Genomic DNA, 24,247 nt, shown 5'->3' with positions numbered 1-24,247 from the left:
AAATTCGTGTAACCGGCATGACCGGAGCGGGCTTGACTGCATACGTGGATATGTCGTAACTAGGTTGCACAACCGTTACAGGGATAAACGAGATGCAGACTGAAACTGGAGCGCCGCGCGGGCGCCGTGCGGGTGCGGGCCGTCCGAAGACCGGAAAGCCGAATCCCATCGATGTCCATGTCGGATCCCGCGTCCGTCTCCGCCGCACCCTTCTCGGCATGAGCCAGGAAAAGTTGGGCGAGGCCATCGGTCTGACCTTCCAGCAGGTGCAGAAGTACGAGCGCGGCGCCAACCGCATCGGCGCATCGCGTCTGTTCGATCTCAGCCGCGTGCTGGACGTGCCGGTTTCCTTCTTCTTCGACGACATGCCGGCCGACGCGGCCTCGGCCCGCGTCGATGACGACGACGAGGCGGGTGGCTCGGAAGAGCGGTCGGCCAGCACCTACGAGCCCGATCCGATGGCCAAGCGCGAGACGCTGGAACTGGTCCGCGCCTATTACAAGATCAGCGATCCGTCGGTGCGCAAGCGCCTGTTCGAGCTGACCAAGGCAGTTGCCAGCGCCGCCGTGGCCGAAGCCGCGGAATAACTTGCGGCGGTGATTTGCGGCGGCAATCGGGGGCGTTGAGCTCCCGGCAGCAACTCCTGCCGGTTGTCTGCGGCCTGAGATACCCACCGAACGGGGAAGATGCGGCGCGACCGTATCCACCCCCTTCGTGTGGTGCCTGCGATGATAGGACCAAGGCCTTACCGCTGGTAGGCTTCTTGACCCCGGCCTGAAACCTTGTCAAAACCGGATTTGGATCGGTGTCTGCGGCCGCTGTACCGGTCTGCCGTTTCGGCTCATGAAATAGCGTGCCGCCGAATGCCGAGGTTTCCCGTGGCAAAGTTGAACTACGTCTTCACCAGCGAGTCCGTGTCGGAGGGTCATCCCGACAAGGTCTGCGACCGCATTTCCGACGCCATCGTCGATCTCTACCTCTCGCACGACCCGCAGGCCCGCGTGGCCGTGGAGACGCTGGCGACCACCAACCAGGTGGTGCTGGCCGGCGAGGTTCGCGGCCCCGCCAGCATCGAGGCCGACCAGCTGGTCGCAGCCGCCCGTGCCGCGGTGAAGGACATCGGCTACGAGCAGGACGGCTTCCACTGGGAGAAGATGGACGTCAAGTGCTTCGTCCATTCCCAGTCCGCCGACATCGCGGTCGGCGTCGACGCCGCGGGCAACAAGGACGAGGGTGCCGGCGACCAGGGCATCATGTTCGGCTATGCCTGCCGCGAGACCCCGGCCCTGATGCCGGCGCCGATCTACTACAGCCACGCCATCCTGAAGTCGCTGGCCGAGGCGCGCCATTCCGGCGCCGCCCCGCAGCTGGGCCCGGACGCCAAGAGCCAGGTCACCCTGCAGTACATCGACGGCCGCCCGACCCGCGCCACCGCCATCGTGCTGTCGACCCAGCATGCCGAGGGGCTGGACCAGGACGCGGTGCGCGAGATCGTCCTGCCGCACATCGTCAACTGCCTGCCGGAAGGCTGGATGTGCGAGGCGAAGAACCTGTACGTCAACCCGACCGGCCGCTTCGTCATCGGCGGTCCGGACGGTGACGCCGGCCTGACCGGCCGCAAGATCATCGTCGACACCTACGGCGGTGCGGCCCCGCACGGCGGCGGCGCCTTCTCCGGCAAGGACCCGACCAAGGTCGACCGCTCGGCCGCCTACGCCGCCCGCTACCTCGCCAAGAACGTCGTCGCGGCGGAACTGGCGGACAAGTGCACGATCCAGGTCTCCTACGCCATCGGCGTGTCGAAGCCGCTGTCGGTCTATGTCGACACCCACGGCACCGGCAACGTCGACGAGGACCGTCTGTCCGACATCCTCCAGCAGCTGGTCGACCTGTCCCCGCGCGGCATCCGCACGCATCTGGGCCTGAACAAGCCGATATACGCCCGCACCGCCGCCTACGGCCATTTCGGCCGCGAGCCCGAGGTGGACGGCGGCTTCTCGTGGGAGAAGACCGATCTGGTCGAGGCCCTGCGCGGCGCCTTCTGACCGCCCCGACCGGCGGATCACCAGATCTGAAAAAGGCGGCGGGGGCTGGAAACGGCCTCCGCCGCCCTTTTTTGTAAGCCCTTTTCCTGCCGATGCCGCTCTTCGAACCGCATCGGCCGCCATGACCGACAGCCCATGACCGACAGCAAAACCGACCGACCGACCGAAGATGCTCCGCAGACCGAAACCGGAAACCGGCTGTTCGGCCGGCGCAAGGGCCGTCCCCTGCGCAAGCGCCGGACAAGCCTGATCGAGGATCTGCTGCCGCGGCTCCAGATCCCGACGCCGAAATCCGGCGACAGCCTGGACCCTGCCAGCCTGTTCGACACGCCGAAACGCGAGGTCTGGCTGGAGGTCGGCTTCGGCATGGGCCATCACCTCGCCTGGCAGGCCAGGCACAACCCGGATGTCGGCATCGTCGGCGCCGAGCCCTTCCTCAACGGCATCGCCGGCCTCTTGGGGATGATCGACGACGACGATCTCAGCAACGTGCGCATCCATCCCGACGATGCCCGGCCGCTGCTGGACGCCCTGCCCGACGCCTCGGTCGGCCGCGCCTTCGTGCTGTTCGCCGACCCCTGGCCGAAGAAGCGCCATGCCGACCGCCGCTTCATCGGGCCGGAGAACCTGCCGCGGCTGGCCCGCGTGCTGAAGGACGGCGCCGAGCTGCGTCTGGCCAGCGACGACATGGGCCTGGTGCGCTGGATGCTTGAACATACGGTCAAGCATCCCGATTTCGAATGGACGGCACGCCGCCCGTCCGACTGGCGCATCCGCCCCGACGACTGGCCGGCGACGCGCTATGAGGAGAAGGCGATCGCTGCCGGGCGCAAGCCGGTCTTCATGCGCTTCGTCCGCCGCCCGCGGGGGTGACGCATACCCGTTCCGCTTGAGAATCCGGGCCGCCACGACGATCGGTCCCGAAAAGGCTTGCGGCATCGGTCGGAATGACTATATTCAGCCTCTGAGAACCCATACGGATCGGCGGCCCGGGCAACCGGGCCGGCGAGACGCTTTGCGGGTGGGCTTTTGCCCACTTATTTTTTTATGAGCGTGTGGAAACACGCGCTTGTTGAACCTTCTGTTGTGGAAACCTCGTCCGGTTCGATCCCGGCCGCAGGCTTTGGGTCAGGTGGAATGGACGCTACAGGTCGCATCGAACAGATCATCACGCCGTCGGTCGAAGCCATGGGCTATGAGGTCGTGCGCGTTCAGATCTCCGGCGGCCAGCGGGCAATTCTCCAGATCATGGCGGAGCGCGCCGACGGCGCGCCCATGACTGTCGAGGACTGCGCCGACATCAGCCGCTCCGTTTCGGCCCTGCTGGACGTGGAAGACCCGATCCGCGAGGCCTACACGCTGGAAGTCAGCTCGCCCGGCATCGACCGGCCGCTGACCCGGCTCAAGGATTTCGAGCGCTTCGCCGGCTTCGAAGCCCGGCTGGAAAGCCGCATGGCCATCGATGGCCGCAAGCGTTTCAAGGGCATGCTGAAGGGCGTCGAGGACGGCCTCGTGTGCGTCGACACCGAACAGGGACCCGCCCGGCTGGAGTTCGACAACATCCTGCGCGCCAAGCTGGTGCTGACGGACGAGCTGATCCGCGCCAGCCAGGAACAGCAGGAGGGCCTGGAGCACTGACGGCCCGGTCCGCCAGGACGATAGCCGCCAGGACCCCCGCCCCAGGTTGTGTCCCCCGCCCCGCCGACCCGACCGGACATCACGCAAGACCGGCACCACACAAGACCGATTCAGGAAGTGTAACGGATGGAACTGCTGCAAGTCGCTGACGCGGTCGCCCGCGAAAAGAACATCGACCGGGACGAAGTCCTGGAGGCGATGGAGCAGGCGATTCAGAAGGCCGGCCGCTCCAAGTACGGCCATGAGCACGACATCCGCGCCCGCATCGACCGCAAGACCGGCGACATCCATCTGACCCGCCACCTCGAAGTGGTCGAGACGGTGGAGAACGAGGCGACGCAGGTCACCCTGCCCTACGCCCAGAAGCGCAAGGCCGGCGCCAAGCTCGGCGATTTCCTGGTCGACCCGCTGCCGCCGATCGATTTCGGCCGCATCGCCGCCCAGACCGCCAAGCAGGTGATCGTGCAGAAGGTGCGCGACGCCGAGCGCAAGCGCCAGTTCAACGAGTACAAGGACCGCAACGGCGAGATCGTCAACGGTCTGGTCAAGCGCGTCGAATACGGCAACGTCACCGTCGACCTGGGCCGCGCCGAAGCGATCCTGCGCCGCGACGAGCTGCTGCCGCGCGAGCATTTCAAGAACGGCGACCGCGTGCGCGCCTACATCTTCGACGTCCGCGAGGAACCGCGCGGACCGCAGATCTTCCTGTCGCGCACGCACCCGATGTTCATGGCGAAGCTGTTCGCCCAGGAAGTGCCGGAAATCTACGACGGCATCATCGAGATCAAGGCGGTCGCCCGTGACCCGGGTTCGCGCGCCAAGATCGCGGTGCTGAGCCACGACAGCTCCATCGACCCGGTCGGCGCCTGCGTCGGCATGCGCGGCAGCCGCGTCCAGGCGGTCGTCGGCGAGCTGCAGGGCGAGAAGATCGACATCATCCCGTGGAACGGCGAGGCGCCGACCTTCGTTGTCAACGCGCTCGCCCCGGCCGAGGTCGCCAAGGTCGTGCTCGACGACGACAACCACCGCATCGAGGTGGTGGTGCCCGACGACCAGCTGTCGCTGGCGATCGGCCGCCGCGGCCAGAACGTGCGCCTCGCCTCGATGCTGACCGGCTGGGACATCGACATCCTGACCGAACAGGAAGAGTCGGAGCGCCGGTCGGAGGAAATCCACAACCGCTCCGCCCTGTTCATGCAGGCGCTGGACGTCGACGACGTGATCGCCCACCTGCTGGTCGCCGAAGGCTTCACCTCGGTCGAGGAAATCGCCTATGTCGAGACCGAGGAGCTGGCCGAGATCGAAGGGTTCGACGAGTCGGTCGCCGACGAGCTGAAGCAGCGCGCGCTGGCTTTCCTGGAAGTCCGGGACGAGCAGGCCAACGAGCGCCGGCTGGAGCTGGGCGTCGAGGACATCATCGCCGAGCTGACCGGCTTCAGCGCCACGCAGCTGGTGAAGTTGGGCGAGAACGGCGTCAAGACGCTGGACGACCTGGCCGATCTGGCCGGTGACGAGCTGGTCGAGATCCTGGGCAAGGACGGCGCCAAGGACGCCCCTTCGGAAGAGGAGGCGAACGCGATCATCATGGCCGCGCGCGCCCACTGGTTCGAGGGTGAGGGCGAGGACGGCGCCGCCGTGGCTCCCGCCGCCGACGGCGCTGCCGGGGGTTCGGCCGCTGGTTCGGCCGATGGCCAGGGCGCGCAGGCCTGACCGGCAGCAATGCCGGTTGGAACTGCGCCCGAGAGGAACGATTATTCGGGACCGCGCGAGCGGATGACGATCGGATGACCGAACGGAACGACGAACGGACACCGACCGCCACCGCGGATGCGGTGCCGGACCAGGATTTGGCACAGGACGACGGTGCCGGTACGGACCGCCTGCCGGCCGACGACGAGAAGGGGCCTCTGCGCCGCTGCATCGCGTCGGGCACGGTGGGGCCGAAGGAGAGCATGATCCGCTTCGTGATCGGCCCCGACGGCGAGGTGGTTCCGGACCTGGAGGAACGTCTGCCCGGCCGCGGCCTTTGGGTCACGGCCGACCGGGATGCCCTGGCGAAAGCCATGGGTAAATCCGTTTTCGCCAAAGCGGCCCGCCGGGCGGTGAAAGTACCGCCCGATCTGGCCGAGAGGCTGGAACGGCTGCTGGAGCGGCGCTGTCTGCACGCGTTGGGCCTTGCCCGCCGTGCCGGCCACGTTCTGGCGGGATACGAGAAGGTGCGCGAGGCGTTGAGGGCCAACCAGGTCGGCCGTGCGGGTCCCCCGCCGGCCCTGCTGGTCGAAGCCGCGGACGGCTCGCTGGACCAGCGCGGCAAGGTGACGGCGCTCGCGCCGTCGCTGCCGGTGATCGACCTCTTCCAGTCCCCGGCCTTGGCCGCGGCGCTGGGACGCGATCACGCGGTGCACGCCGTGGTGGCGCGGGGCAGGCTGGCCGCAGGGCTGGCCCGCGATGCGGCACGCCTGAGGGGGCTGAAAGGTCCCCAGGGGCAGCTGGGCTCGACAGGTCCCGAAGGGGACCGGGACGCGCACCGGGAATCTGATAAGGGCTTGGGAGTCGGCGATACGGCCGGCCGGCCTGCGATGTAACGTCTGACCATTCGGGAACCGATGACCGACAGCAACGACCAGGACCAGAAAAAAGTCTTGCACCTAACCGGCGCCAGCAAAGGAAAGCTGGAGTCGAAGAAGCCGGTCGAGACCCAGGTCCGGCAGAGCTTCTCCCATGGCCGGTCAAAAGCGGTGACCGTAGAGGTCAAGCGCAAGCGTCATGTTGAAAAGGGCGCCGTGCCCGGCGTTGCCGACGGCGGCGCCGCTGCGCGTCAAGCTGCCCAGGGCCTGCCCATGCGCGGCGCACAGGGCCAGCGCCCCCGTGGCGGCGGTGCCCCTGCCGGGCGCCAGCTGACCCGCGAGGAGCTGGAATCCCGCCTGCGTGCGCTTCGTGGCGCCGCCGCGTTCGAAGAGCAGCGCCGGATCGACGCCGAAGAGGAAGTGGCCCGGGCCGAAGCCCGCGCCGCCGAGGCCGAAGCCCGCGCCGCCCAGGCCGCCGAGGATGAGGCCGCCGCTCCGGCCGCCCCCTCCGAAGCCGCTGCTCCGGCCGCCGCCGCCGCCCCGTCCGACGCTTCGGCGCCGGCCGCGCCGGAAATGCCGCCGATCATCCTGGATGCCGAGACCTTGCGCCAGCGCGAGCTGGACGAGATGCGCGCCATCCAGGAGGAGGATCGGAAGATCGCCGCCGAGGCCGAACGCCGCCGCAAGGAGGAAGAGGCCAAGCGCAAGGAAGCCGAGGACGCCAAGCGTCGCGACGCCGAGCCGGCTCCGCGCCGCGACGGCGCCCGCGATGGCGCCCGCGACGGTGCGGGCCGTGACGGCGCGCGTCCGGCCGGTGCCCGGCCGGCCGGCGACCAGCGCCCCGGCGGCGCGACCGCCCGTCCCGCCGCCGACGCCGCTCCCGGCCGCACCCCGCCGGGCGTCGGCGCCCCGCCGGCCCGCGCCGAGGAAGAGGACGACAACCGCCGCAAGGGTGGTCGTGGCGGCGCCCCGGCCAAAGCCGCGCCGGCCCGTCCGGCCGCCAAGGCTCCCGCCGGCGCCGACCGCCGCAAGGGCACCAAGCTGACCGTCTCGCAGGCGCTCAGCGACGACGGCAGCGACCGCACCCGGTCGCTGGCCGCGGTGCGCCGTGCCCGCGAACGTGAACGCCTGCGCCAGATGAGCCGTCAGGAGACCGCCAAGGTCACCCGCGACGTCGTCCTGCCGGAGGTCATCACCGTCCAGGAGCTGGCCAACCGCATGGCCGAGCGTGGCGCCGACGTCATCAAGGCGCTGATGCGCATGGGCGTGATGGCGACCATCAACCAGACCATCGACGCCGACACCGCCGAGCTGCTGATCACCGAGTTCGGCCACCGCGTCCGCCGCGTGTCGGAGTCCGACGTCGAGATCGGCCTGCGTGCCACCGAGGAAGAGGGCGCCGTCCTGGTGCCGCGTCCGCCGGTCGTCACCATCATGGGCCACGTCGACCACGGCAAGACCTCGCTGCTCGACGCGCTGCGCCAGACCGACGTGGTGTCGGGCGAGGCCGGCGGCATCACCCAGCACATCGGCGCCTATCAGGTGCAGCTGGAGTCGGGTGCGAAGATCACCTTCATCGACACGCCGGGTCACGCCGCCTTCACCGAGATGCGTGCCCGCGGCGCCAACGTCACCGACGTGGTCGTGCTGGTGGTCGCCGCCAACGACGGCGTCATGCCGCAGACGATCGAGGCCATCCGCCACGCCAAGGCGGCCAAGGTTCCGATCATCGTCGCCATCAACAAGTGCGACCTGCCCGATGCCAAGCCGGAGCGCGTCCGCCAGGAACTGCTCCAGCACGAGCTGGTGGTCGAGGAGATGGGCGGCGACGTGCTCGACGTCGAAGTGTCGGCCAAGGCCAAGCGCAACCTGAGCAAGCTCGAGGAGGCCATCCTCCTCCAGGCCGAAATCCTGGAGCTGCGGGCCAACCCCGAGCGCGCCGCCGAAGGCGTCGTCATCGAGGCGAAGCTGGAGCGTGGCCGCGGTTCGGTCGCCACCGTGCTGGTCCAGCGCGGCACGCTGAAGGTCGGCGACGTGTTCGTCACCGGTGCCGAGTGGGGCCGCGTCCGCGCCCTGATCAACGACCGTGGCCAGAACGTCAACGAGGCGGCCCCGGCCGTCCCGGTCGAGGTTCTGGGCCTGAACGGCACGCCGATGGCCGGCGACGACTTCTCCGTCGTCGAGTCCGAGGCCCGTGCCCGCGAGATCGCCGAGTTCCGCCAGCGCAAGAAGCGCGAAGCGGCGGTGGCGGCCTCGGCCCGCGGTTCGCTGCAGGACATGTTCAGCCGCATCCAGGCCGGCGAGGCCAAGGAACTGCCGGTCGTCATCAAGGGCGACGTGCAGGGCTCGATCGAAGCCATCGCCAGCTCGCTGGAGAAGCTCACGGCCGAGAACACCGAGGTCAAGGTCCGCGTCCTGCACAACTCGGTCGGTGCGATCAACGAGTCCGACATCACGCTGGCCAATGCGTCCAACGCGATGATCATCGGCTTCAACGTCCGTGCCAACCCGCAGGCCCGCGACCTCGCCAAGCGCGACGGCGTCGAAATCCGCTACTACTCGATCATCTACAACGTGATCGACGACGTGAAGGCGGCGCTGACCGGTCTCCTGTCTCCGACGCTGCGGGAACGCTTCATCGGCTACGCGACCATCCGCGAGGTGTTCAACATCACGAAGGTCGGCAAGGTCGCCGGTTGCATGGTCACGCAGGGCACCGTCAAGCGCGGCGCCGGCGTCCGCCTGCTGCGCGACAACGTCGTCATTCACGAAGGCACGCTCAAGACGCTCAAGCGCTTCAAGGACGAAGTCAAGGAAGTGCGCGAGGGTTACGAGTGCGGCATGGCCTTCGAGAACTACGACAACATCCAGGCCGGCGATCAGATCGAAGCCTTCGAGATCGACGAAATCGCTCGCGAGCTTTGACCTCTTCGGTTCACCCGATCCTTACCGGCGCCTGCCGGGATGGATCGGGTGGCCTTTTTCGCTTTGAAGGGCGCGGGATCTGTCCTGCGCCCTGTTCCTATATTGGGGTGATCGCCACCGCCCTTCCCCTGCCCGGCGGGCAGCGGTCGGGGTGGGAGACCAAGCAACTCCCTTGGCGGCCTCCTTTTTGTGTGTGATCGGCCGGAGAGCTGAAGCAGCCCGGCCCAGTGACATCGACGAAAGACACGTACCATGGCCAGCAAGAAGCGCGGCGCGTTCATCGCCGGCAAGCCCCCGTCCCAACGGCAACTGCGCGTCGGCGAGGAGGTGCGCCACGCCCTTGCCGACCTGTTCCGCCGCGGGGACTTCCACGATCCGGAACTGGCCTCGCTGAACGTCACGGTCACCGAGGTGCGGATCAGCCCCGACCTGTCCAACGCCACCGTCTTCTATGCGACGCTGGGCGGCGAGCGGATGGAGGAGGCCCAGGTCGCCCTGAAACGGGCCGCCGCCTTCCTGCGCGGGCAGGTCGCCCGCATGGTCAACCTGCGCCACGCCCCGACGCTGAGCTTCGAGGGCGACACCTCATTCGACTACGCCCACCGCATCGACAGCATCCTGCACAGCCCGGAGGTCGCCCGCGACCTGAGCGGCCATCCGCTCGGCCGCGTCAATGGCGACGACGACCATGACGAGGATGAGGACGAGGACGATTCCTGGGACGAGGATGAGGACGGCGAGGACGAGGACCCCGACGCGGCGGACGACGAACTGGACGGGGACGACCCCGACAGCGATGACTCGGGCGACGACCGCGCCATGCTCGACGACGAGGACAAGAGCGGGGAAAAGGGCGGCCGTCGTGGCTCGTAAGCGCAAGGGCACGCCGATCCATGGCTGGGTGGTGCTGGACAAGCCGGAAGGCATGACCTCCACCCAGGCGCTGTCGAAGGTGCGCCGCCTGCTGAACGCCGAGAAGGCCGGGCATGGCGGCACGCTGGACCCGCTGGCGACCGGCATCCTGCCGATCGCGCTGGGCGAGGCGACCAAGACCGTGTCCTATGCCATGGACGGTGCCAAGACCTATCGCTTCTCCATCCGCTGGGGCGAGCGTACCAGCACCGACGACCGCGAGGGCGAGGTGATCGCCCGCTCGGACCACCGTCCGTCAACCGACGAAATCCGCGCCGCCCTGCCCGCCTTCCTGGGCGAGATCCAGCAGGTCCCGCCGCAATTCTGCGCCATCAAGATCGACGGCGAGCGCGCCTACGACATCGCGCGCGAAGGCGATGCGGTCGATCTGGCCGCCCGCACCGTGCGCGTCGACCGCTTCGAGCTGGTCGAGGAACATGATGCCGACCATGCGGTGTTCGAGGTCGATTGCGGCAAGGGCACCTATGTCCGCTCGCTGGCGCGCGACCTGTCGGAGGCGCTCGGCACGGTCGGCCATGTCGGGCTTCTGCGCCGCCTGCGCGTCGGCTCCTTCACGCTGGACCGGGCGATTTCCCTGGACGAACTGGCCGCCATGGAGCAAGGTGCGGCCGTCGAACGACTTCTGTTGCCGATCGAGACCGCGCTGGACGACATCCCGGCGCTGGCCCTGACGGAAGCGGAAGCGCACCGACTGAGGCACGGCCAGACGGTCGCTCTCCTCACCCGGCAGGATCGTGAACGCCTGATGGCGATTCAGGGTGCTGACGGTGGGGATGGCACCGTCATTGCGCTTTTCGGCGGAACGCCGGTGGCGTTGGCCCGTGTCGAGGGGGCGGAGGTCCGTCCGGTGCGCGTGCTCAACCTCACGTGATTTAGGAGACCCCGATGTCGATTACGCCCGAGCGCAAGCAAGAGCTGATCAAGGAATTTTCCCGCGGCACCAACGACACCGGTTCGCCCGAGGTCCAGGTGTCGATCCTGACGGAGCGCATCAGCAACCTGACGGATCACCTGAAGGGCCACAAGAAGGACTTCCACTCCCGCCGTGGTCTGCTGGTGATGGTCGGTCAGCGCCGCCGTCTGCTCGACTACCTGAAGAAGAAGGATCAGTCGCGCTACGCCGCTCTGATCGAGCGTCTGGGCCTGCGCCGCTAAGCTGCGCCGTCCCGCTGACGGGTTCGGGTTCCCCTGGCCGGCCACCGGCCGGGGGTTTCCCACCGGAACAGCGGAACAAGGCAAGTCTTCGTTCACCTGTACCGTTCCGGAACACCTCATTGGTTATTGGCAATAGAAACTCGATCTTGAGCGTTTCGTGATGGACAGGCCGGCCCGTTTATTCGGGGACCGGCCTTTTTTGCATCCGCAGCGCCTCTACCTCGATTGATTTGGTCCTGTTGTCGAACACCGTATCTCCAGTTTTCTCGCGGGGTCCTACGACCGATGGCCCCGGCCTTGGGCGGCAATCCGGCCGTTCCAGGGTGTCGGATGGAAGGAAAGAATCCATGTTTACTGTTCATCGCAAGGAAATCGAGTGGGGCGGCCGCAAGCTGGTCCTGGAAACGGGCAAGATCGCCCGTCAGGCCAACGGCGCGGTTCTGGTCACCTATGGTGACACCACCGTCCTGTGCACCGCCGTCGCCGCCAAGGCGCCGAAGCCGGGCATCGATTTCTTCCCGCTGACTGTCAATTACCAGGAAAAGGCGTTCGCGGCCGGCAAGATCCCCGGCGGCTTCTTCAAGCGCGAAGGCCGTCCGACCGAGAAGGAAACGCTGGTCAGCCGCCTGATCGACCGTCCGATCCGTCCGCTGTTCGCCGATGGCTTCCGCAACGAGACGCAGGTCGTCTGCACCGTGCTGAGCCACGATCTGGAGAACGATCCGGACATCGTCGCGATGGTCGGCGCCTCGGCCGCGCTGACGATCTCCGGCATCCCGTTCCTGGGTCCGATCGCCGCTGCCCGCGTCGGCTACAAGAACGGCCAGTACATTCTGAACCCGACCCGGGACGAGGTCGGCGACAGCGATCTGGATCTGGTCGTCGCCGGCACCGTCGAAGGCGTGCTGATGGTCGAATCGGAAGCCAAGGAGCTGACCGAAGAGGTCATGCTGGGCGCCGTCATGTTCGGCCACACCAACTTCCAGCCGGTGATCAACCTGATCATCGACCTCGCCGAGGAAGCGGCCAAGGAGCCGTGGGACCTGCCGGAGCCGGCCTACGACCGCAAGGCCCTGAAGGCCCGCCTGCGCGAGACCGTCGGCGCCGCCGTCGAGGCCGCCTATACCGAGACGGTCAAGCAGTCGCGTTACGAGAAGGTCGGCGCCGCCAAAGCGAAGGCGCTCGAGACGCTGGCCGAGGAATTCGACGCCCAGTCGATCGGGTTCGAGTTCAAGGAGCTGGAGGCCGACATCCTGCGCGGCGCCGTCCTGAAGACCGGCCGCCGCATCGACGGCCGCGACACCAAGACCGTGCGCCCGATCGTGTCGGAAGTCGGCGTGCTGCCGCGCGCCCACGGCTCGGCCCTGTTCACCCGCGGCGAGACCCAGGCGCTGGTCGTCACCACGCTGGGCACCAGCCAGGACGAGCAGATCATCGACGCGCTCGAGGGCGAGTACCGCGAGCACTTCATGCTGCACTACAACTTCCCCCCGTATTCGGTGGGTGAAGCCGGCCGCATGGGCAGCCCGGGCCGCCGCGAGATCGGCCACGGCAAGCTGGCGTGGCGCGCCATCCACCCGCTGCTGCCGAAGAAGGAAGACTTCCCCTACACGCTGCGCGTCGTGTCGGAAGTCACGGAGTCCAACGGCTCCTCCTCGATGGCCACCGTCTGCGGCACCTCGCTGTCGCTGATGGACGCCGGCGCGCCGCTGATCCGTCCGGTCGCCGGCATCGCCATGGGCCTGATCAAGGAAGACCACGGCTTCGCCGTCCTGTCGGACATCCTGGGTGACGAAGATCACCTCGGCGACATGGACTTCAAGGTCGCCGGCACCGAGGTCGGCGTCACCGCGCTGCAGATGGACATCAAGATCACCTCGATCACCGAGGAGATCATGAAGATCGCGCTGGGCCAGGCCAAGGACGGCCGCCTGCACATCCTGGGCGAGATGTCGAAGGCGCTGACCGGCGCCCGCGAAGGCGTCAACGAGAACGCCCCGCGCATCACCGTGATCAACATCCCGAAGGAGAAGATCCGCGACGTGATCGGCTCCGGCGGCAAGGTGATCCGCGAGATCGTCGAGCAGACCGGCGCCAAGATCGACATCGAGGACGACGGCACCGTCAAGGTCTCGGCCGTCGACCAGAAGAAGTCGGACGCCGCCATCGAGTGGATCAAGGGCATCGTCGCCGAGCCGGAGATGAACGTCGTCTACACCGGCAAGGTGGTGAAGGTCGTCGATTTCGGCGCCTTCGTGAACTTCCTGGGCTCGCGCGACGGCCTCGTCCACATCTCCGAACTGGCGCAGCAGCGCGTCGGCAAGGTGTCGGACGTCGTGTCGCAGGGTGACTCGGTGAAGGTCAAGGTCATCGGCTTCGACGACCGCGGCAAGGTCAAGCTGTCGATGAAGCAAGTCGACCAGGCCACCGGCGAGGACCTGACCAAGAAGGCGGAGTGATCCGTCGATAAGGTTCGGGAACACCGGGCAACCGCCCGGTGACTCCTGCCATAACAAAGGGCGCTTCCCACCGGGGAGCGCCCTTTGTCATTATGGGTGTCATTATGGCTACCCCTTCCCTTTGTCGCAGTTCCCGATGTCCCGCGCCGAACGTCTTCTCGATCTGATGCAGGTTCTGCGGCGGCATCGCCAGCCGGTCAGCGGCAAGTCGCTTGCCGGCGAGCTGGGGGTCAGCCTGCGCACGCTCTATCGCGACATCGCCACGCTCCAGGCGCAGGGCGCGATGATCGAGGGCGAGCCGGGGGTCGGCTATCTGCTGCGCGCCGGCTTCCTGCTGCCGCCGCTGATGTTCACCGAGGAGGAGGTCGAGGCGCTGGTGCTGGGGTCGCGCTGGGTGGTGGAGCGCGGCGACAGCCGGCTGGGCGGAGCGGCGCGCAACGCGCTCGCCAAGATCGCGGCGGTGCTGCCGCCGGACAAGCGCGAGGGGCTGGACGGCTCCACCCTGCTGGTCGGGCCGGGCGTGCCCATCGCCGGAGGCGATAACGATCTTTCGGCGGGAGATGCCGAGCTGGCGACCATACGCGGCGCGATCCGCGGGGAGCGCAAGCTGGAGATCGCCTACCGCGACCGCGACGGGTCGGAGAGCCGGCGTATCGTCTGGCCCTTCGCGCTGGGCTTCTTCGACCGGGTGCGGGTGATGGTGGCGTGGTGCGAGCTGCGCCAGTCCTTCCGCCATTTCCGCACCGACCGCATCCTGGCGCTGACCGCCAGCGAGGCCCGCTATCCCCGCCGCCGGCAGGCGATGCTGAAGGAGTGGCGCACGGCGGAGGGCATCCCGCAAAAGGGATGACTGGGGCTGACACCATGCTGACGGAAACTGTCAGCATTCCCGCCTAGTCTTGGCTTTGCCGGTGAGGGCGCTCAACAAACCGCCCCGCCCCAATCCTTCAAGACCGGAGCCGACCATGACCGCGACCCAGACCGCTGCCGCCGCCCTCGCCCTCGATTTCGTCCTGCTTTATGTCGACAGTCCGGCCGCCAGCGCCGCCTTCTATGCCGACCTGCTGGGCCGGCCGCCGGTGGAGGCCTCGCCCACCTTCGCCATGTTCAAGGCGGGGAACGGGCTGATGCTGGGCCTGTGGTCGCGCCACACGGTGGAGCCGGCGGCGACCGCGCCCGGCGGCGGGGAGATCGCCTTCACGGTCGCCGACGAGGCCGCGGTGCGCGACCTGCACGCCGACTGGAGCGGCCGCGGCCTGACCATCCTGCAACCGCCGACCGCGATGGATTTCGGTCATACCTTCGTTGCACAGGACCCGGACGGCCATCGCCTGCGCGTGTTCGCACCCAACCGGGGTGAGGAAGCCCAGTCCGAACAGGTGCGGTCGTGAGCGGCGGCAGCGAGCGCACTGGCGCCCCGTTCGCAGCCTGGATCGCGGTCGCCAGCGCCGAGCATGTCCGGCGCGGACGGTCCGGCGGCTTCATGCAGGTCTGCCACGGCAAGGCCGCCCCGCTGCGGCGGATCCAGGCGGACGACCGGGTGGTGTATTATTCCCCCACCGACAGGTTCGGGGCGGCGGACGGGCTGAAGTCCTTCACCGCCATCGGCACGATCCTGCCGGGCGAGCCCTACCGGTTCGACATGGGCGGCGGCTTCATTCCCTTCCGCCGCGACGTGTCCTGGTGGCCGGCGGAGGAGGCGCCGATCCAGCCGTTGCTGGACCGGCTGGAGCTGACCGCCGGGGTGCGGAACTGGGGTTATCCCTTCCGCTTCGGCCTGCTGCCGGTCAGCCTGCGCGACTTCGACCTGATCGCGGAGGCGATGCGGGTGGCGGCGCAGAAGGCGATGGCGGCCTGATCGGGGAAAAATCACCGGCGCGCGGGGGATGAAAAGCCCCGTCTCCGGCGTCCCACACCGGGGAATAGGGGCGCCGCCGGAGGTCCGGGGCGCCTCATACCTTGGTGTCAGAGTACGAACGAATGGCGGATCGGCCTGACCGAGATCAAGGCGAAACCCCTCGCAGTCCGCCATACATGCGCTTATATCGTCCGCAAGCCTGACCAAGGTCATCCCGTACCGGGGCCATCGTTCCATGCATCGTTTCGCCAACCCCGCCCGCTTCCTGCGCCTGTCGGCTCTGCTGTTGCCGTGGTGCGCCGGGGCGACCGTGATCCTGACGATCCTCGGTCTGTGGTTCAGCCTGTTCAGCTCGCCGCCCGACTATCAGCAGGGCGAGACGGTGCGGATCATGTACATCCATGTTCCCGCCGCCTGGATGAGCCTGTTCGTCTACACCAACATGGCCATCGCCGCGGCTTGCGGCCTGGTGTGGAAGCACCCGCTGGCCGACCTGTTCGCCAAGGCCGCCGCCCCCATCGGCGCCGGCTTCACCTTCGTCTGCCTGGTGACCGGGTCGCTGTGGGGCGCGCCGATGTGGGGAACCTGGTGGGTGTGGGACGCCCGGCTGACCAGCGTGCTGATCCTGTTCTTCCTCTATCTCGGCTACATGGCCCTGGTGAACGCCTTCGACGATCCGCAGCGCGGCATGAAGGCGGGCAACGTCCTGCTGCTGGTCGGCATCGTCAATGTGCCGATCATCAAGTTCTCGGTCGACTGGTGGAACACGCTGCACCAGCCGGCCAGCGTCGTGCGCATGGGCGGCCCCAGCATCGACCCCAGCATGCTGACGCCGCTGCTGGTGATGGCCGGCGCCTTCACCGCCTATTTCCTGTCGGTCGTGCTGCTGCGCGTGCGCACCGAGATCGCCCAGCGCAAGATCCAGACGCTGCGGCTGGCGGTTGCCGGCGGGCCTGCCGGTGGAGTTGCCGGTGGAGTTGCCGGCGAGGGCGGCGTGACGGACGGGATGCGGGGGTAAGGACGATGACCGAATTTCTCCATATGGGCGGGTATGCCGCCTATGTCTGGCCGGCCTACGGCATCGCCACCATCGTCCTGCTGGGGCTGCTGGTCGCCACCTGGAAGGGGCTGCGCGACGCCGAGGCGACGCTGAAGGCGCTGGAAAGCGCCCGGCCCCCCCGCCGCCGCACCCGCAACGGCTCCAACAGCACTGGCCGGAAAGCGGCCGATCAGACCGCCGGAACGCCGGCGGAAGCGAGCGAAGGATGACCCGCAAGAAACGCCGCCTCTACATGCTGGGCCTCGCCCTTCTCGGGCTGGGTTCGGCGACCGCCCTGGCGCTGACCGCCTTCCAGGACAACATCGTCTTCTTCTACAGCCCGAGCCAGCTGCAGACGCAGCAGGTCGGCGAGCGCAATTTCCGTCTGGGCGGGCTGGTCGAGGAAGGCAGCGTCCAGAAGCAGCCGGACGGCGTCACCACCGCCTTCCGCGTCACCGACACCGCCCACACGGTGAGCGTCCGCTACCGCGGCCAGCTGCCCGACCTGTTCCGCGAGGGCCAGGGGGTGGTGGCGGAGGGCCGGATGACCGGCGGCGTCTTCGTCGCGCGCGAGGTGCTGGCCAAGCATGACGAGAACTACATGCCGCCCGAGGTGTCGGAGGCCTTGAAGCAGGCCGGCGTCTACAAAAACCCGGCGGAGTCCGCGACGAAGACGGCGAAGAAGGAGTAGCGGACCCGTGATCCCCGAACTCGGCCATTACGCGCTGGTGCTGGCGCTGTTCGTGGCGCTGGTGCAGTCGGTGCCGCCGCTGGTCGGCGCCGCCACCCGCAACGGCGCCTGGATGAACGTCGCGGTGCCGGCGGCCATCGCCCAGATGCTGCTGGTGCTGCTCTCCTACGCGGCGCTGACCTGGGCGCATGTGGTGTCCGATTTCAGCGTGCTGAACGTGGTGCAGAACAGCCACTCGGCCAAGCCGATGCTCTACAAGGTGTCGGGCGTCTGGGGCAACCACGAGGGCTCGATGATGCTGTGGATCGTCATGCTGACGATCTTCGGCGCCGCCGTCGCCGTGTTCGGGCGCAACCTGCCGCCGACGTTGAAGGCACGCGTGCTGGCTGTCCAGGGGCTGATCGGGGTCGGCTTCCTGCTGTTCATCCTGATCACCTCCAACCCCTTCATCCGCGTGATTCCGGCGCCCATCGACGGCAACGACCTGAACCCGCTGTTGCAGGACCCCGGTCTCGCCTTCCACCCGCCCTTCCTCTATGCCGGCTATGTCGGCTTCTCGATGGCCTTCTCCTTCGCCGTCGCCGCCCTGATCGAGGGGCGGGTCGATCCCGCCTGGGCGCGCTGGGTGCGGCCCTGGACGCTGGCGGCGTGGTCGACCCTGACCATGGGCATCGCCATGGGCTCCTGGTGGGCCTATTACGAGCTGGGCTGGGGTGGCTGGTGGTACTGGGACCCGGTGGAGAACGCCTCCTTCATGCCCTGGCTGGCCGGCACGGCGCTGCTGCACTCCGCCATCGTGGTGGAGAAGCGCGACGCGCTGAAGAGCTGGACCATCCTGCTGGCCATCGTCACCTTCTCGCTGTCGCTGATGGGCACCTTCCTGGTGCGCTCCGGCATCCTGACCTCGGTCCATGCCTTCGCCGTCGATCCCAAGCGCGGCATCTTCATCCTGGTGCTGCTGGCGATCGCCACCGGCGGCTCGCTGCTGCTCTACAGCCTGCGGGCGCCGACGCTGAAGGCGGGCGGCCTGTTCGCACCGATCAGCCGCGAAGGGGCGCTGGTGCTGAACAATTTGCTGCTGTCCACCGCGACGGCGACGGTGTTCATCGGCACGCTCTATCCGCTGTTCCTCGACATCATGAAGCTGGGCAAGGTGTCGGTCGGCGCCCCCTTCTTCAACGCCACCTTCGTTCCGGTCGCCATCCCGATGGTGATCGCCATGGTCGTCGGCCCCTATCTGTCCTGGAAGCGGGCGGATCTGGGAGCCGCGCTGACGCGGCTGTGGGTGGCCGCCGTCGCCGTGGTGGCCGCCGTCGCCGTCACCGCCTATGTCAAGGCGGGCAGCGGTCCGCTGCTGGCACTGGTCGGCATCGGCCTTGCCGCCTGGGCCTTCGTCGGCTCGCTGGTCGAGTTCGCCGACCGCATCGCCCTGTTCCGCACCCCGTTCCGCAACAGCTGGAACCGCGCCGTGCATCTGCCGCGCAGCGCCTGGGGCATGACCATCGCCCATGCCTGCGTCGGCCTGTCGATCCTCGGCATGACCGGCACCTCGGCCTGGCAGACGGAATCGATCACGGCGATGAAGCCGGGCGACCGGGCCAGCGTCGCCGGCTACGAGTTCCAGTTCGACAGCGTCGGGCTGGTCGACGGCCCGAACTTCAAGGCGGAGCGTGGCATCTTCACGGTGACGAAGGACGGCCAGCGCGTCGCGACGCTGGAGCCGGAACGCCGCAGCTACAGCACCACCCGCATGACCACCACGGAATCGGCCATCCACACCACGGTCTTCTCCGACCTGTATGTGGCGCTGGGCGACCCGACGCAGAACGGCACCGCCTGGATCGTCCGCATCTACCACCACCCGCTGGTGCCGTGGATCTGGATCGGCGGCATCGGAATGATGCTGGGCGGGCTGGTGAGCCTGACCGACCGCCGCTTCCGCATCGGCGCGCCGGAACGCCGCCGCGCGGCCGGGAAAACCGGTGGCAAGTCGGCTCCGCTGCCGGCCGAATGAGGACAAAGACACGATGCGCCGCCTTCTGTACCTGCTGCCCTTCCTGTTGTTCATCGGGGTGGGCGTCGCCTTCTTCCTGGGGTTCGAGCGCGACCCGCGCGACATCCCGTCGGCCCTGATCGACAAGCCGGCCCCGACCTTCGACCTGCCCGCCATTCCGGGCCAGATGGTCCAGGGACAGCCGGGGGCCGGCGGCCTGTCCTCCGCCAGGCTGGCCGGCGACGTGACGCTGGTGAACGTCTTCGCCTCCTGGTGCATCCCCTGCAAGGCGGAGCATCCCGTCATCACCCGCCTGTCGCGCGAGCAGGGGGTGACGGTCTACGGCATCAACTACAAGGACAAGCCGGAGGACGCGCTGACCTGGCTGTCGCGCAACGGCAACCCCTATGCCGCCATCGGCGCCGACCAGGATGGCCGGGTGTCGATCGACTGGGGCGTCTATGGCGTGCCGGAGAGCTACCTGATCGACCGCAAGGGCCGCATCCGCTTCAAGCATGTCGGCCCGCTGACCCCGCAGGTGGTGGAGGAGCAGATCCTCCCGATGGTCAAGCATCTGAGGCAGGGCTGATGAAGCGACTCCTCCTCGCCGCCCTGCTGGCGCTGTCGACACTCTCTCCTGCCCTGGCGGTCCAGCCGGACGAGGTTCTGCCGGATCCGGCGCTGGAAAACCGCGCCCGCACCATCAGCCAGGAACTGCGCTGCCTCGTCTGCCAGAACCAGTCCATCGACGACAGCAACGCGCCGCTGGCCCGCGACCTGCGCCTCCTGGTGCGCGACCGGCTGAAGGCCGGCGACAGCGACGACAAGGTGATGGAGTACGTCACCGACCGCTACGGCGACTATGTGCTGCTGCGGCCGCCCTTCAAGGCGACCACGCTGGTGCTGTGGATCGGTCCCTTCGCCGTGCTGCTGCTGGGTGCGGCCGGCACCTTCCTGTTCCTGCGCGGGCGGCGCGGCGTTGCCGCCGGCGCCGACACCGCGCCCCTGAGCGCGGATGAGCGGCGGCGGCTGGACGCCCTGCTGCGGAAAGACGAGTGATGCTGTTCTGGATTTTCGCCGCCGTCCTGACCGCGGCCGTGCTGCTGCTGATCGTGCCGCCGCTTCTGCGCACGGCCGGATCCGGCCCCGACCGGGAGGAGTTCGACCGCGAGGTCTACCGCGACCAGCTGGACGAGCTGGAGCGCGACCGTGCGCGCGGCCTGATCAACGACGCCCAGGCCGAGGCGGCCAGGGCGGAGATCGCCCGGCGCATGCTGGCGACCGCCGAGAAGACCGTGGCGACCGGCAGCAGCGGCGGCGTCGCCCCGCGCAGTGCCCGTATTCTGGCCGTGCTGCTGGCGCTGGTGCTGCCGGTCGGCGCGCTTGCCGTCTACGGCACGGTCGGCCGCCCGGATCTGCCGGCCCAGCCGCTGGCCTCGCGCAACATCGAGCAGGAGCGCGGCGGCCCACCGAAGAGCGTTCTGGCCGCGATGGACAAGCTGAAGGCCCAGCTGGCCGAGAACCCGAGCGACATCCAGGGCTGGCTGATCCTGGGGCAAGCCTATGCCAAGATGGGCCGCAACGGCGATGCCGCCGACGCGCTGCGCCATGCCGTCGCCCTGAACAGGGACGATGTCGAGGTGCAGGGGCTGTTCGCCGAGACGCTGGTGTCCGCCAACGACGGCATGGTGCCGGAGGAGGCGGTGGCCGCCTTCGACGCCGTGCTGGCGAAGGAGCCCAAGGACCCGCGCGCCCGCTTCTTCGCCGCGCTCGCCCGCTTCCAGGCCGGCGACCAGCAGGGGGCGCTGGACCGCTGGAGCGCGCTGATGGCGGAATCCCCCGCCGATGCGCCGTGGGTGCCGGTGGTGCGCGACCAGATCCGCGAGGCCGCGGTGGCGCTGAACCTCGACCCCGCCAAGGTCACGCCGCAGCCGCTGCTGCCGGAGCAGAAGGAACAGGCGGCCCAAGGGCAGCCAGGCGGCCAGCAGGCGGCCCCGAACGCGCAGGGCAATGGGACGGCCAATGCCCAGGCCAACCCCCAGGGCAACGCGGCAGGCCAGGACGAGATGATCCGCGGCATGGTCGCCAACCTCGCCGCCCGGCTGGACGCCGACCCGTCGGACGTCGATGGCTGGCTGAAGCTCGCCCGCTCCTACGGCGTTCTGGGCGACACCGCCAAGGCGCTGGACGCCGCCCGCAAGGCGCGCGAGCGGGCGCCGGACCGCGCCGACGTGCAGGTCGCCTACGCCAACGCCGTGTTGCAGACCCAGCCGCGCAACGAGACGCCGAAGCCCCTGCCGGAAGAGGCAACCTCCGCCCTGCGGCTGGCGCTGAAGGCGGAGCCGGACAACAAGGATGCGCTGTGGCTGCTCGGCCTCGACGCCATGATGTCGGGCCGCAAGGACGAGGCCGCCGCCCATTGGGGTAATCTGATCGCCCAGTTCAAGCCGAGCGATCCGGAATACACTCTGCTGAAAGGACGTTTGGACGCGTTGAAGGCCGGCGGCTGACCCGCCGGACAACGTCCAGAACCGTATTGCGGCAAGGAGAGGCTTGGTTGCCCCACAAGATCGACAGAGACACGCGCCTGTGCATTTCGCTTTCGGGTCGCCCGAGCAACATCGGCACGCGCTTCCACAATCACCTCTATGAAGCCCTCTCGCTGAATTACGTCTACAAGGCGTTCACCACCAAGGATCTGCCGGGCGCCATCACCGGCATCCGGGCGCTGAACATCCGCGGCTGCGGCGTGTCGATGCCCTTCAAGGAAGCCTGCATCCCCTTCCTCGACGAGCTGGACCCGTCGGCCGCCGGGTTGCAGTCGGTCAACACCATCGTCAACGACACTGCCGAGGATGGCGGCAGCCGGCTGCGCGGCTACAACACCGACTATCTCGCGGTCCGCACCCTGCTGGACCGTCACGACGTCTCGCCCGCCCTGCCCTTTGCACTCCGCGGCAGCGGCGGCATGGCCCGCGCGGTCCTGTGTGCCCTGCGCGATTCCGGCTTCACCAACGGCACGCTGATCGCCCGCAACGAGGCGACCGGCCGCCGGCTCGCCGACGAGTACAGCCTGCCCTGGCAGCCGGACAGCACGGGCATCGCCGAGGGATCGCTGCTGGTCAATGTGACGCCGCTCGGCATGGCCGGCGGACCGGAGGCCAACACACTCGCCTATGAGCCGACACTGATCGAGGCGGCGGCGCAGGTGTTCGACGTCGTCGCCATGCCGGCCGAAACCCCGCTGATCCGTACCGCGCGGGAGGCCGGCAAGCCGGTGATCACCGGCGCCGAGGTGATCGCCTTGCAGGCGCTCGAACAGTTCGTGCTGTACACCGGCGTGCGTCCGACCGACGAGCAGATCGCGGCGGCGGCCGCCTGGTCGCAGGGCTGAACCGGCACATCGTTTCCCTGGCATCATTTCCCGCGCGCCCTTTTTCTTTGCAGCGCGGCAACACACATTGACAGGGGCGGGCCGACGGGCTTTATCCGTTGGCACCGCCTTTTTCTTGTCCGCAGAAGGTTCCGCGCCGATGACCCGCAGACGACTGCCCACGCCCGACGAGCGGCGCCTGTGGCGGATCGCCATGCGCGACGCCGAACCGATGCCGGGCCGCGCCGTAGAGGTGGAGGCGGAGCCGGTGGCGACCATGGCGGAACTGGTCGAGGAGCCGGTGGCGACCAGCCTCGCCCCGCCGCCGACCGCCAAGCAATTCCCCGGCCCGGCCCGGCCCTCGCGGGCGGCCCACCCGCCCCTGACGCCCGGTTCGACCGCCAACATCGACCGCCGCACCGGCGACCGGTTCCGCCGCGGCGAGCTGGAGATCGACGGCCGCATCGACCTGCACGGCATGACCCAGGCGCAGGCCCACCACGCGCTCGCCGGCTTCGTCCACCGCGCCTGGAACGAGGGGCGGCGCTGCGTGCTGGTGATCACCGGCAAGGGCAGTTTCGGCAGCCTGGGCGTGCTGCGTCAGGCGACCCCCCGCTGGCTGGCGGATCCGGGCCTGCGCCCGATGGTGCTGGCGATCCAGCCGGCCCAGCCCAAGCATGGCGGCGACGGTGCGCTGTATGTCTTGATCAAACGGCGGCGCGACCGTAAGGACTAGGTCCCAAACAGTCAGGGACTCCACATGACCCCGTTCGGCGAACGGGTCCGGTCGCTGCGCGACGCCAGGGGCGTGACGCTGAAGCAGATGGCGACCGACCTGTCCATCTCGTCCGCCTATCTGTCGGCGCTGGAACATGGCAAGCGCGGCCAGCCCTCCCCCCAGCTGGTCCGGCAGATCTGCGCCTATTTCGGCATCATCTGGGACGAGGCGGAGGAGCTGGAACGGCTGGCGGATCTGTCCCACCCACGCGTGACGGTGGACACCTCCGGCCTGAGCGCGCGGGCGACGGAACTCGCCAACCTTCTGTCGGAACGGATCGGCGATCTGGACGAGGACGGGATCGCGGCGATCCTGGCGATCCTCGACGCCGTGCCGCCGAAGAAGGGGGCACGGCGCCGGGTGGGGATGCGCCGGAGGTAGAGGCTACCGGCGCCGGGCGGTATCAGGCCTTGCCGAGCATCCGCCCCAGGTCGCGGCCGGCGAACAGGTGGATGTGCAGGTGGGGTACTTCCTGATGCGCGGCCTCGCCGCAGTTGGACAGGATGCGGTAGCCGGGACCGTCGGCGCCGACCATGCGGGCGACCTCGCCCACCGCGCGGAACAGGCCGGCGATCTCCGCCTCCGACGCCTTGGCGGTGAAGTCGTCCATGTCGGTGTAGGCGCCCTTCGGGATCACCAGCACATGGGTCGGGGTCTGCGGCTCGATGTCGTGGAATGCCAGCGCGTGTTCGGTCTCATGCACTTTCTTGCACGGGATTTCGCCGCGCAGGATGCGGGCGAACACATTGTTGGCGTCATAGCTCTTGGCCATCGCATGCGTCCTCTTGCTGGG

The 24,247-nt window shown here is 68.4% G+C and carries 25 protein-coding genes; 24 read left to right on the top strand and 1 reads right to left on the bottom strand.

The genetic code is table 11. The annotated features are described in order from the left end of the window. Nucleotides 1-92: 92 nt before the first annotated feature. The 24 genes from ABNQ40_RS30290 to ABNQ40_RS30175 all read left to right on the top strand — a co-directional run bounded on the left by ABNQ40_RS30290 (nucleotide 93) and on the right by ABNQ40_RS30175 (nucleotide 23,835). Complete coding sequence (locus ABNQ40_RS30290) at nucleotides 93-587, top strand: helix-turn-helix domain-containing protein (RefSeq protein WP_109052220.1); 495 nt, start codon at nucleotides 93-95, stop codon at nucleotides 585-587. A gap of 276 nt (nucleotides 588-863) precedes the next feature. Beyond that, nucleotides 864-2,045 (top strand): methionine adenosyltransferase, encoded by a 1,182-nt coding sequence (gene metK, locus ABNQ40_RS30285; RefSeq protein WP_377808306.1) that lies wholly within the window; start codon nucleotides 864-866, stop codon nucleotides 2,043-2,045. Between the two features lie 135 nt (nucleotides 2,046-2,180). Further along, the gene (locus ABNQ40_RS30280) at nucleotides 2,181-2,918 is read left to right on the top strand and encodes a tRNA (guanosine(46)-N(7))-methyltransferase TrmB (RefSeq protein ID WP_109052222.1); all 738 of its coding nucleotides are present in this window, start codon (nucleotides 2,181-2,183) and stop codon (nucleotides 2,916-2,918) included. 264 nt (nucleotides 2,919-3,182) lie between these two features. Beyond that, nucleotides 3,183-3,683: a ribosome maturation factor RimP gene (rimP, locus tag ABNQ40_RS30275; protein ID WP_109052223.1), complete on the top strand. Its 501-nt coding sequence runs from the start codon at nucleotides 3,183-3,185 to the stop codon at nucleotides 3,681-3,683. 126 nt (nucleotides 3,684-3,809) lie between these two features. Then, nucleotides 3,810-5,393, top strand: coding sequence for a transcription termination factor NusA (gene nusA, locus ABNQ40_RS30270; RefSeq protein ID WP_391348308.1), 1,584 nt, complete (start codon nucleotides 3,810-3,812; stop codon nucleotides 5,391-5,393). 74 nt (nucleotides 5,394-5,467) lie between these two features. Then, nucleotides 5,468-6,268, top strand: coding sequence for an RNA-binding protein (locus ABNQ40_RS30265; protein ID WP_109052225.1), 801 nt, complete (start codon nucleotides 5,468-5,470; stop codon nucleotides 6,266-6,268). Between the two features lie 21 nt (nucleotides 6,269-6,289). Further along, on the top strand, nucleotides 6,290-9,175 hold the full coding sequence (gene infB, locus ABNQ40_RS30260) for a translation initiation factor IF-2 (RefSeq protein WP_391348305.1): 2,886 nt from the start codon (nucleotides 6,290-6,292) through the stop codon (nucleotides 9,173-9,175). 252 nt (nucleotides 9,176-9,427) lie between these two features. Further along, complete coding sequence (gene rbfA / locus ABNQ40_RS30255) at nucleotides 9,428-10,048, top strand: 30S ribosome-binding factor RbfA (RefSeq protein ID WP_109052227.1); 621 nt, start codon at nucleotides 9,428-9,430, stop codon at nucleotides 10,046-10,048. Then, nucleotides 10,038-10,979, top strand: coding sequence for a tRNA pseudouridine(55) synthase TruB (gene truB / locus ABNQ40_RS30250; RefSeq protein ID WP_391348302.1), 942 nt, complete (start codon nucleotides 10,038-10,040; stop codon nucleotides 10,977-10,979). The genes rbfA and truB overlap by 11 nt, the downstream gene beginning before the upstream one ends. Nucleotides 10,980-10,993: 14 nt before the next feature. Next, nucleotides 10,994-11,263 carry a 30S ribosomal protein S15 gene (gene rpsO, locus ABNQ40_RS30245; RefSeq protein ID WP_063635662.1) on the top strand — a complete coding sequence of 90 codons (270 nt, stop codon included), beginning with the start codon at nucleotides 10,994-10,996 and terminating at the stop codon, nucleotides 11,261-11,263. 347 nt (nucleotides 11,264-11,610) lie between these two features. Further along, nucleotides 11,611-13,722 (top strand): polyribonucleotide nucleotidyltransferase, encoded by a 2,112-nt coding sequence (gene pnp, locus ABNQ40_RS30240; RefSeq protein WP_109052229.1) that lies wholly within the window; start codon nucleotides 11,611-11,613, stop codon nucleotides 13,720-13,722. A 136-nt stretch (nucleotides 13,723-13,858) separates the two neighbouring features. Further along, nucleotides 13,859-14,572, top strand: a complete 714-nt coding sequence (locus tag ABNQ40_RS30235) for a YafY family protein (RefSeq protein WP_109052230.1) — start codon at nucleotides 13,859-13,861, stop codon at nucleotides 14,570-14,572. A 115-nt stretch (nucleotides 14,573-14,687) separates the two neighbouring features. After that, nucleotides 14,688-15,113, top strand: coding sequence for a VOC family protein (locus ABNQ40_RS30230; protein ID WP_109052231.1), 426 nt, complete (start codon nucleotides 14,688-14,690; stop codon nucleotides 15,111-15,113). Then, a complete protein-coding gene (locus ABNQ40_RS30225; protein WP_109052232.1) occupies nucleotides 15,110-15,580 on the top strand; it encodes an EVE domain-containing protein in 471 nt (156 codons plus the stop codon). The genes ABNQ40_RS30230 and ABNQ40_RS30225 overlap by 4 nt, the downstream gene beginning before the upstream one ends. A 235-nt stretch (nucleotides 15,581-15,815) precedes the next feature. Continuing rightward, nucleotides 15,816-16,598 (top strand): heme ABC transporter permease, encoded by a 783-nt coding sequence (locus ABNQ40_RS30220; RefSeq protein ID WP_247880115.1) that lies wholly within the window; start codon nucleotides 15,816-15,818, stop codon nucleotides 16,596-16,598. 5 nt (nucleotides 16,599-16,603) lie between these two features. After that, nucleotides 16,604-16,849 carry a heme exporter protein CcmD gene (gene ccmD, locus ABNQ40_RS30215; RefSeq protein WP_109052233.1) on the top strand — a complete coding sequence of 82 codons (246 nt, stop codon included), beginning with the start codon at nucleotides 16,604-16,606 and terminating at the stop codon, nucleotides 16,847-16,849. Continuing rightward, nucleotides 16,846-17,310 carry a cytochrome c maturation protein CcmE gene (ccmE, locus tag ABNQ40_RS30210; protein WP_109052234.1) on the top strand — a complete coding sequence of 155 codons (465 nt, stop codon included), beginning with the start codon at nucleotides 16,846-16,848 and terminating at the stop codon, nucleotides 17,308-17,310. Before ccmD ends, ccmE begins: the two co-directional genes overlap by 4 nt. A gap of 7 nt (nucleotides 17,311-17,317) precedes the next feature. Further along, nucleotides 17,318-19,324, top strand: coding sequence for a heme lyase CcmF/NrfE family subunit (locus ABNQ40_RS30205; RefSeq protein WP_109052235.1), 2,007 nt, complete (start codon nucleotides 17,318-17,320; stop codon nucleotides 19,322-19,324). 13 nt (nucleotides 19,325-19,337) lie between these two features. Continuing rightward, nucleotides 19,338-19,892 (top strand): DsbE family thiol:disulfide interchange protein, encoded by a 555-nt coding sequence (locus ABNQ40_RS30200; protein ID WP_109052236.1) that lies wholly within the window; start codon nucleotides 19,338-19,340, stop codon nucleotides 19,890-19,892. Then, nucleotides 19,892-20,362, top strand: coding sequence for a cytochrome c-type biogenesis protein (locus ABNQ40_RS30195; protein ID WP_109052237.1), 471 nt, complete (start codon nucleotides 19,892-19,894; stop codon nucleotides 20,360-20,362). The genes ABNQ40_RS30200 and ABNQ40_RS30195 overlap by 1 nt, the downstream gene beginning before the upstream one ends. Beyond that, the gene (gene ccmI / locus ABNQ40_RS30190) at nucleotides 20,362-21,813 is read left to right on the top strand and encodes a c-type cytochrome biogenesis protein CcmI (RefSeq protein ID WP_109052238.1); all 1,452 of its coding nucleotides are present in this window, start codon (nucleotides 20,362-20,364) and stop codon (nucleotides 21,811-21,813) included. Before ABNQ40_RS30195 ends, ccmI begins: the two co-directional genes overlap by 1 nt. Before the next feature lie 47 nt (nucleotides 21,814-21,860). Continuing rightward, nucleotides 21,861-22,697 carry a shikimate 5-dehydrogenase gene (locus ABNQ40_RS30185; protein ID WP_109052239.1) on the top strand — a complete coding sequence of 279 codons (837 nt, stop codon included), beginning with the start codon at nucleotides 21,861-21,863 and terminating at the stop codon, nucleotides 22,695-22,697. 139 nt (nucleotides 22,698-22,836) lie between these two features. After that, complete coding sequence (locus ABNQ40_RS30180; protein WP_109052240.1) at nucleotides 22,837-23,412, top strand: Smr/MutS family protein; 576 nt, start codon at nucleotides 22,837-22,839, stop codon at nucleotides 23,410-23,412. A 24-nt stretch (nucleotides 23,413-23,436) separates the two neighbouring features. Then, a complete protein-coding gene (locus tag ABNQ40_RS30175; protein WP_109052241.1) occupies nucleotides 23,437-23,835 on the top strand; it encodes a helix-turn-helix transcriptional regulator in 399 nt (132 codons plus the stop codon). 22 nt (nucleotides 23,836-23,857) lie between these two features. On the opposite strand, the gene ABNQ40_RS30170 is transcribed toward ABNQ40_RS30175, so the two are convergent. Beyond that, on the bottom strand, nucleotides 23,858-24,226 hold the full coding sequence (locus tag ABNQ40_RS30170) for a histidine triad nucleotide-binding protein (protein WP_109052242.1): 369 nt from the start codon (nucleotides 24,224-24,226) through the stop codon (nucleotides 23,858-23,860). Nucleotides 24,227-24,247: the final 21 nt, after the last annotated feature.

Source organism: Azospirillum sp. A23, assembly GCF_042938965.1.
Classification (GTDB): Bacteria; Pseudomonadota; Alphaproteobacteria; order Azospirillales; family Azospirillaceae; genus Azospirillum; species Azospirillum melinis.
The sequence above is the reverse complement of the archived record's forward strand: the minus strand, read 5'-3'. Positions and strand labels throughout refer to the sequence as shown.

Excerpts from the sequence above, each read along its gene's own strand:
- ABNQ40_RS30200 (WP_109052236.1), top strand. The coding sequence starts at position 19,338 with ATGCGCCGCCTTCTGTACCTGCTGCCCTTCCTGTTGTTCATCGGGGTG.
- rbfA (WP_109052227.1), top strand. The coding sequence starts at position 9,428 with ATGGCCAGCAAGAAGCGCGGCGCGTTCATCGCCGGCAAGCCCCCGTCC.
- ABNQ40_RS30175 (WP_109052241.1), top strand. The coding sequence starts at position 23,437 with ATGACCCCGTTCGGCGAACGGGTCCGGTCGCTGCGCGACGCCAGGGGC.
- ABNQ40_RS30235 (WP_109052230.1), top strand. The coding sequence starts at position 13,859 with ATGTCCCGCGCCGAACGTCTTCTCGATCTGATGCAGGTTCTGCGGCGG.
- ccmE (WP_109052234.1), top strand. The coding sequence starts at position 16,846 with ATGACCCGCAAGAAACGCCGCCTCTACATGCTGGGCCTCGCCCTTCTC.
- ABNQ40_RS30280 (WP_109052222.1), top strand. The coding sequence starts at position 2,181 with ATGACCGACAGCAAAACCGACCGACCGACCGAAGATGCTCCGCAGACC.
- ccmD (WP_109052233.1), top strand. The coding sequence starts at position 16,604 with ATGACCGAATTTCTCCATATGGGCGGGTATGCCGCCTATGTCTGGCCG.
- ABNQ40_RS30290 (WP_109052220.1), top strand. The coding sequence starts at position 93 with ATGCAGACTGAAACTGGAGCGCCGCGCGGGCGCCGTGCGGGTGCGGGC.
- pnp (WP_109052229.1), top strand. The coding sequence starts at position 11,611 with ATGTTTACTGTTCATCGCAAGGAAATCGAGTGGGGCGGCCGCAAGCTG.
- infB (WP_391348305.1), top strand. The coding sequence starts at position 6,290 with ATGACCGACAGCAACGACCAGGACCAGAAAAAAGTCTTGCACCTAACC.
- nusA (WP_391348308.1), top strand. The coding sequence starts at position 3,810 with ATGGAACTGCTGCAAGTCGCTGACGCGGTCGCCCGCGAAAAGAACATC.
- ccmI (WP_109052238.1), top strand. The coding sequence starts at position 20,362 with ATGCTGTTCTGGATTTTCGCCGCCGTCCTGACCGCGGCCGTGCTGCTG.
- ABNQ40_RS30170 (WP_109052242.1), bottom strand. The coding sequence starts at position 24,226 with ATGGCCAAGAGCTATGACGCCAACAATGTGTTCGCCCGCATCCTGCGC.
- ABNQ40_RS30195 (WP_109052237.1), top strand. The coding sequence starts at position 19,892 with ATGAAGCGACTCCTCCTCGCCGCCCTGCTGGCGCTGTCGACACTCTCT.
- ABNQ40_RS30220 (WP_247880115.1), top strand. The coding sequence starts at position 15,816 with ATGCATCGTTTCGCCAACCCCGCCCGCTTCCTGCGCCTGTCGGCTCTG.
- metK (WP_377808306.1), top strand. The coding sequence starts at position 864 with ATGCCGAGGTTTCCCGTGGCAAAGTTGAACTACGTCTTCACCAGCGAG.
- rimP (WP_109052223.1), top strand. The coding sequence starts at position 3,183 with ATGGACGCTACAGGTCGCATCGAACAGATCATCACGCCGTCGGTCGAA.
- rpsO (WP_063635662.1), top strand. The coding sequence starts at position 10,994 with ATGTCGATTACGCCCGAGCGCAAGCAAGAGCTGATCAAGGAATTTTCC.
- ABNQ40_RS30180 (WP_109052240.1), top strand. The coding sequence starts at position 22,837 with ATGACCCGCAGACGACTGCCCACGCCCGACGAGCGGCGCCTGTGGCGG.
- ABNQ40_RS30230 (WP_109052231.1), top strand. The coding sequence starts at position 14,688 with ATGACCGCGACCCAGACCGCTGCCGCCGCCCTCGCCCTCGATTTCGTC.
- ABNQ40_RS30265 (WP_109052225.1), top strand. The coding sequence starts at position 5,468 with ATGACCGAACGGAACGACGAACGGACACCGACCGCCACCGCGGATGCG.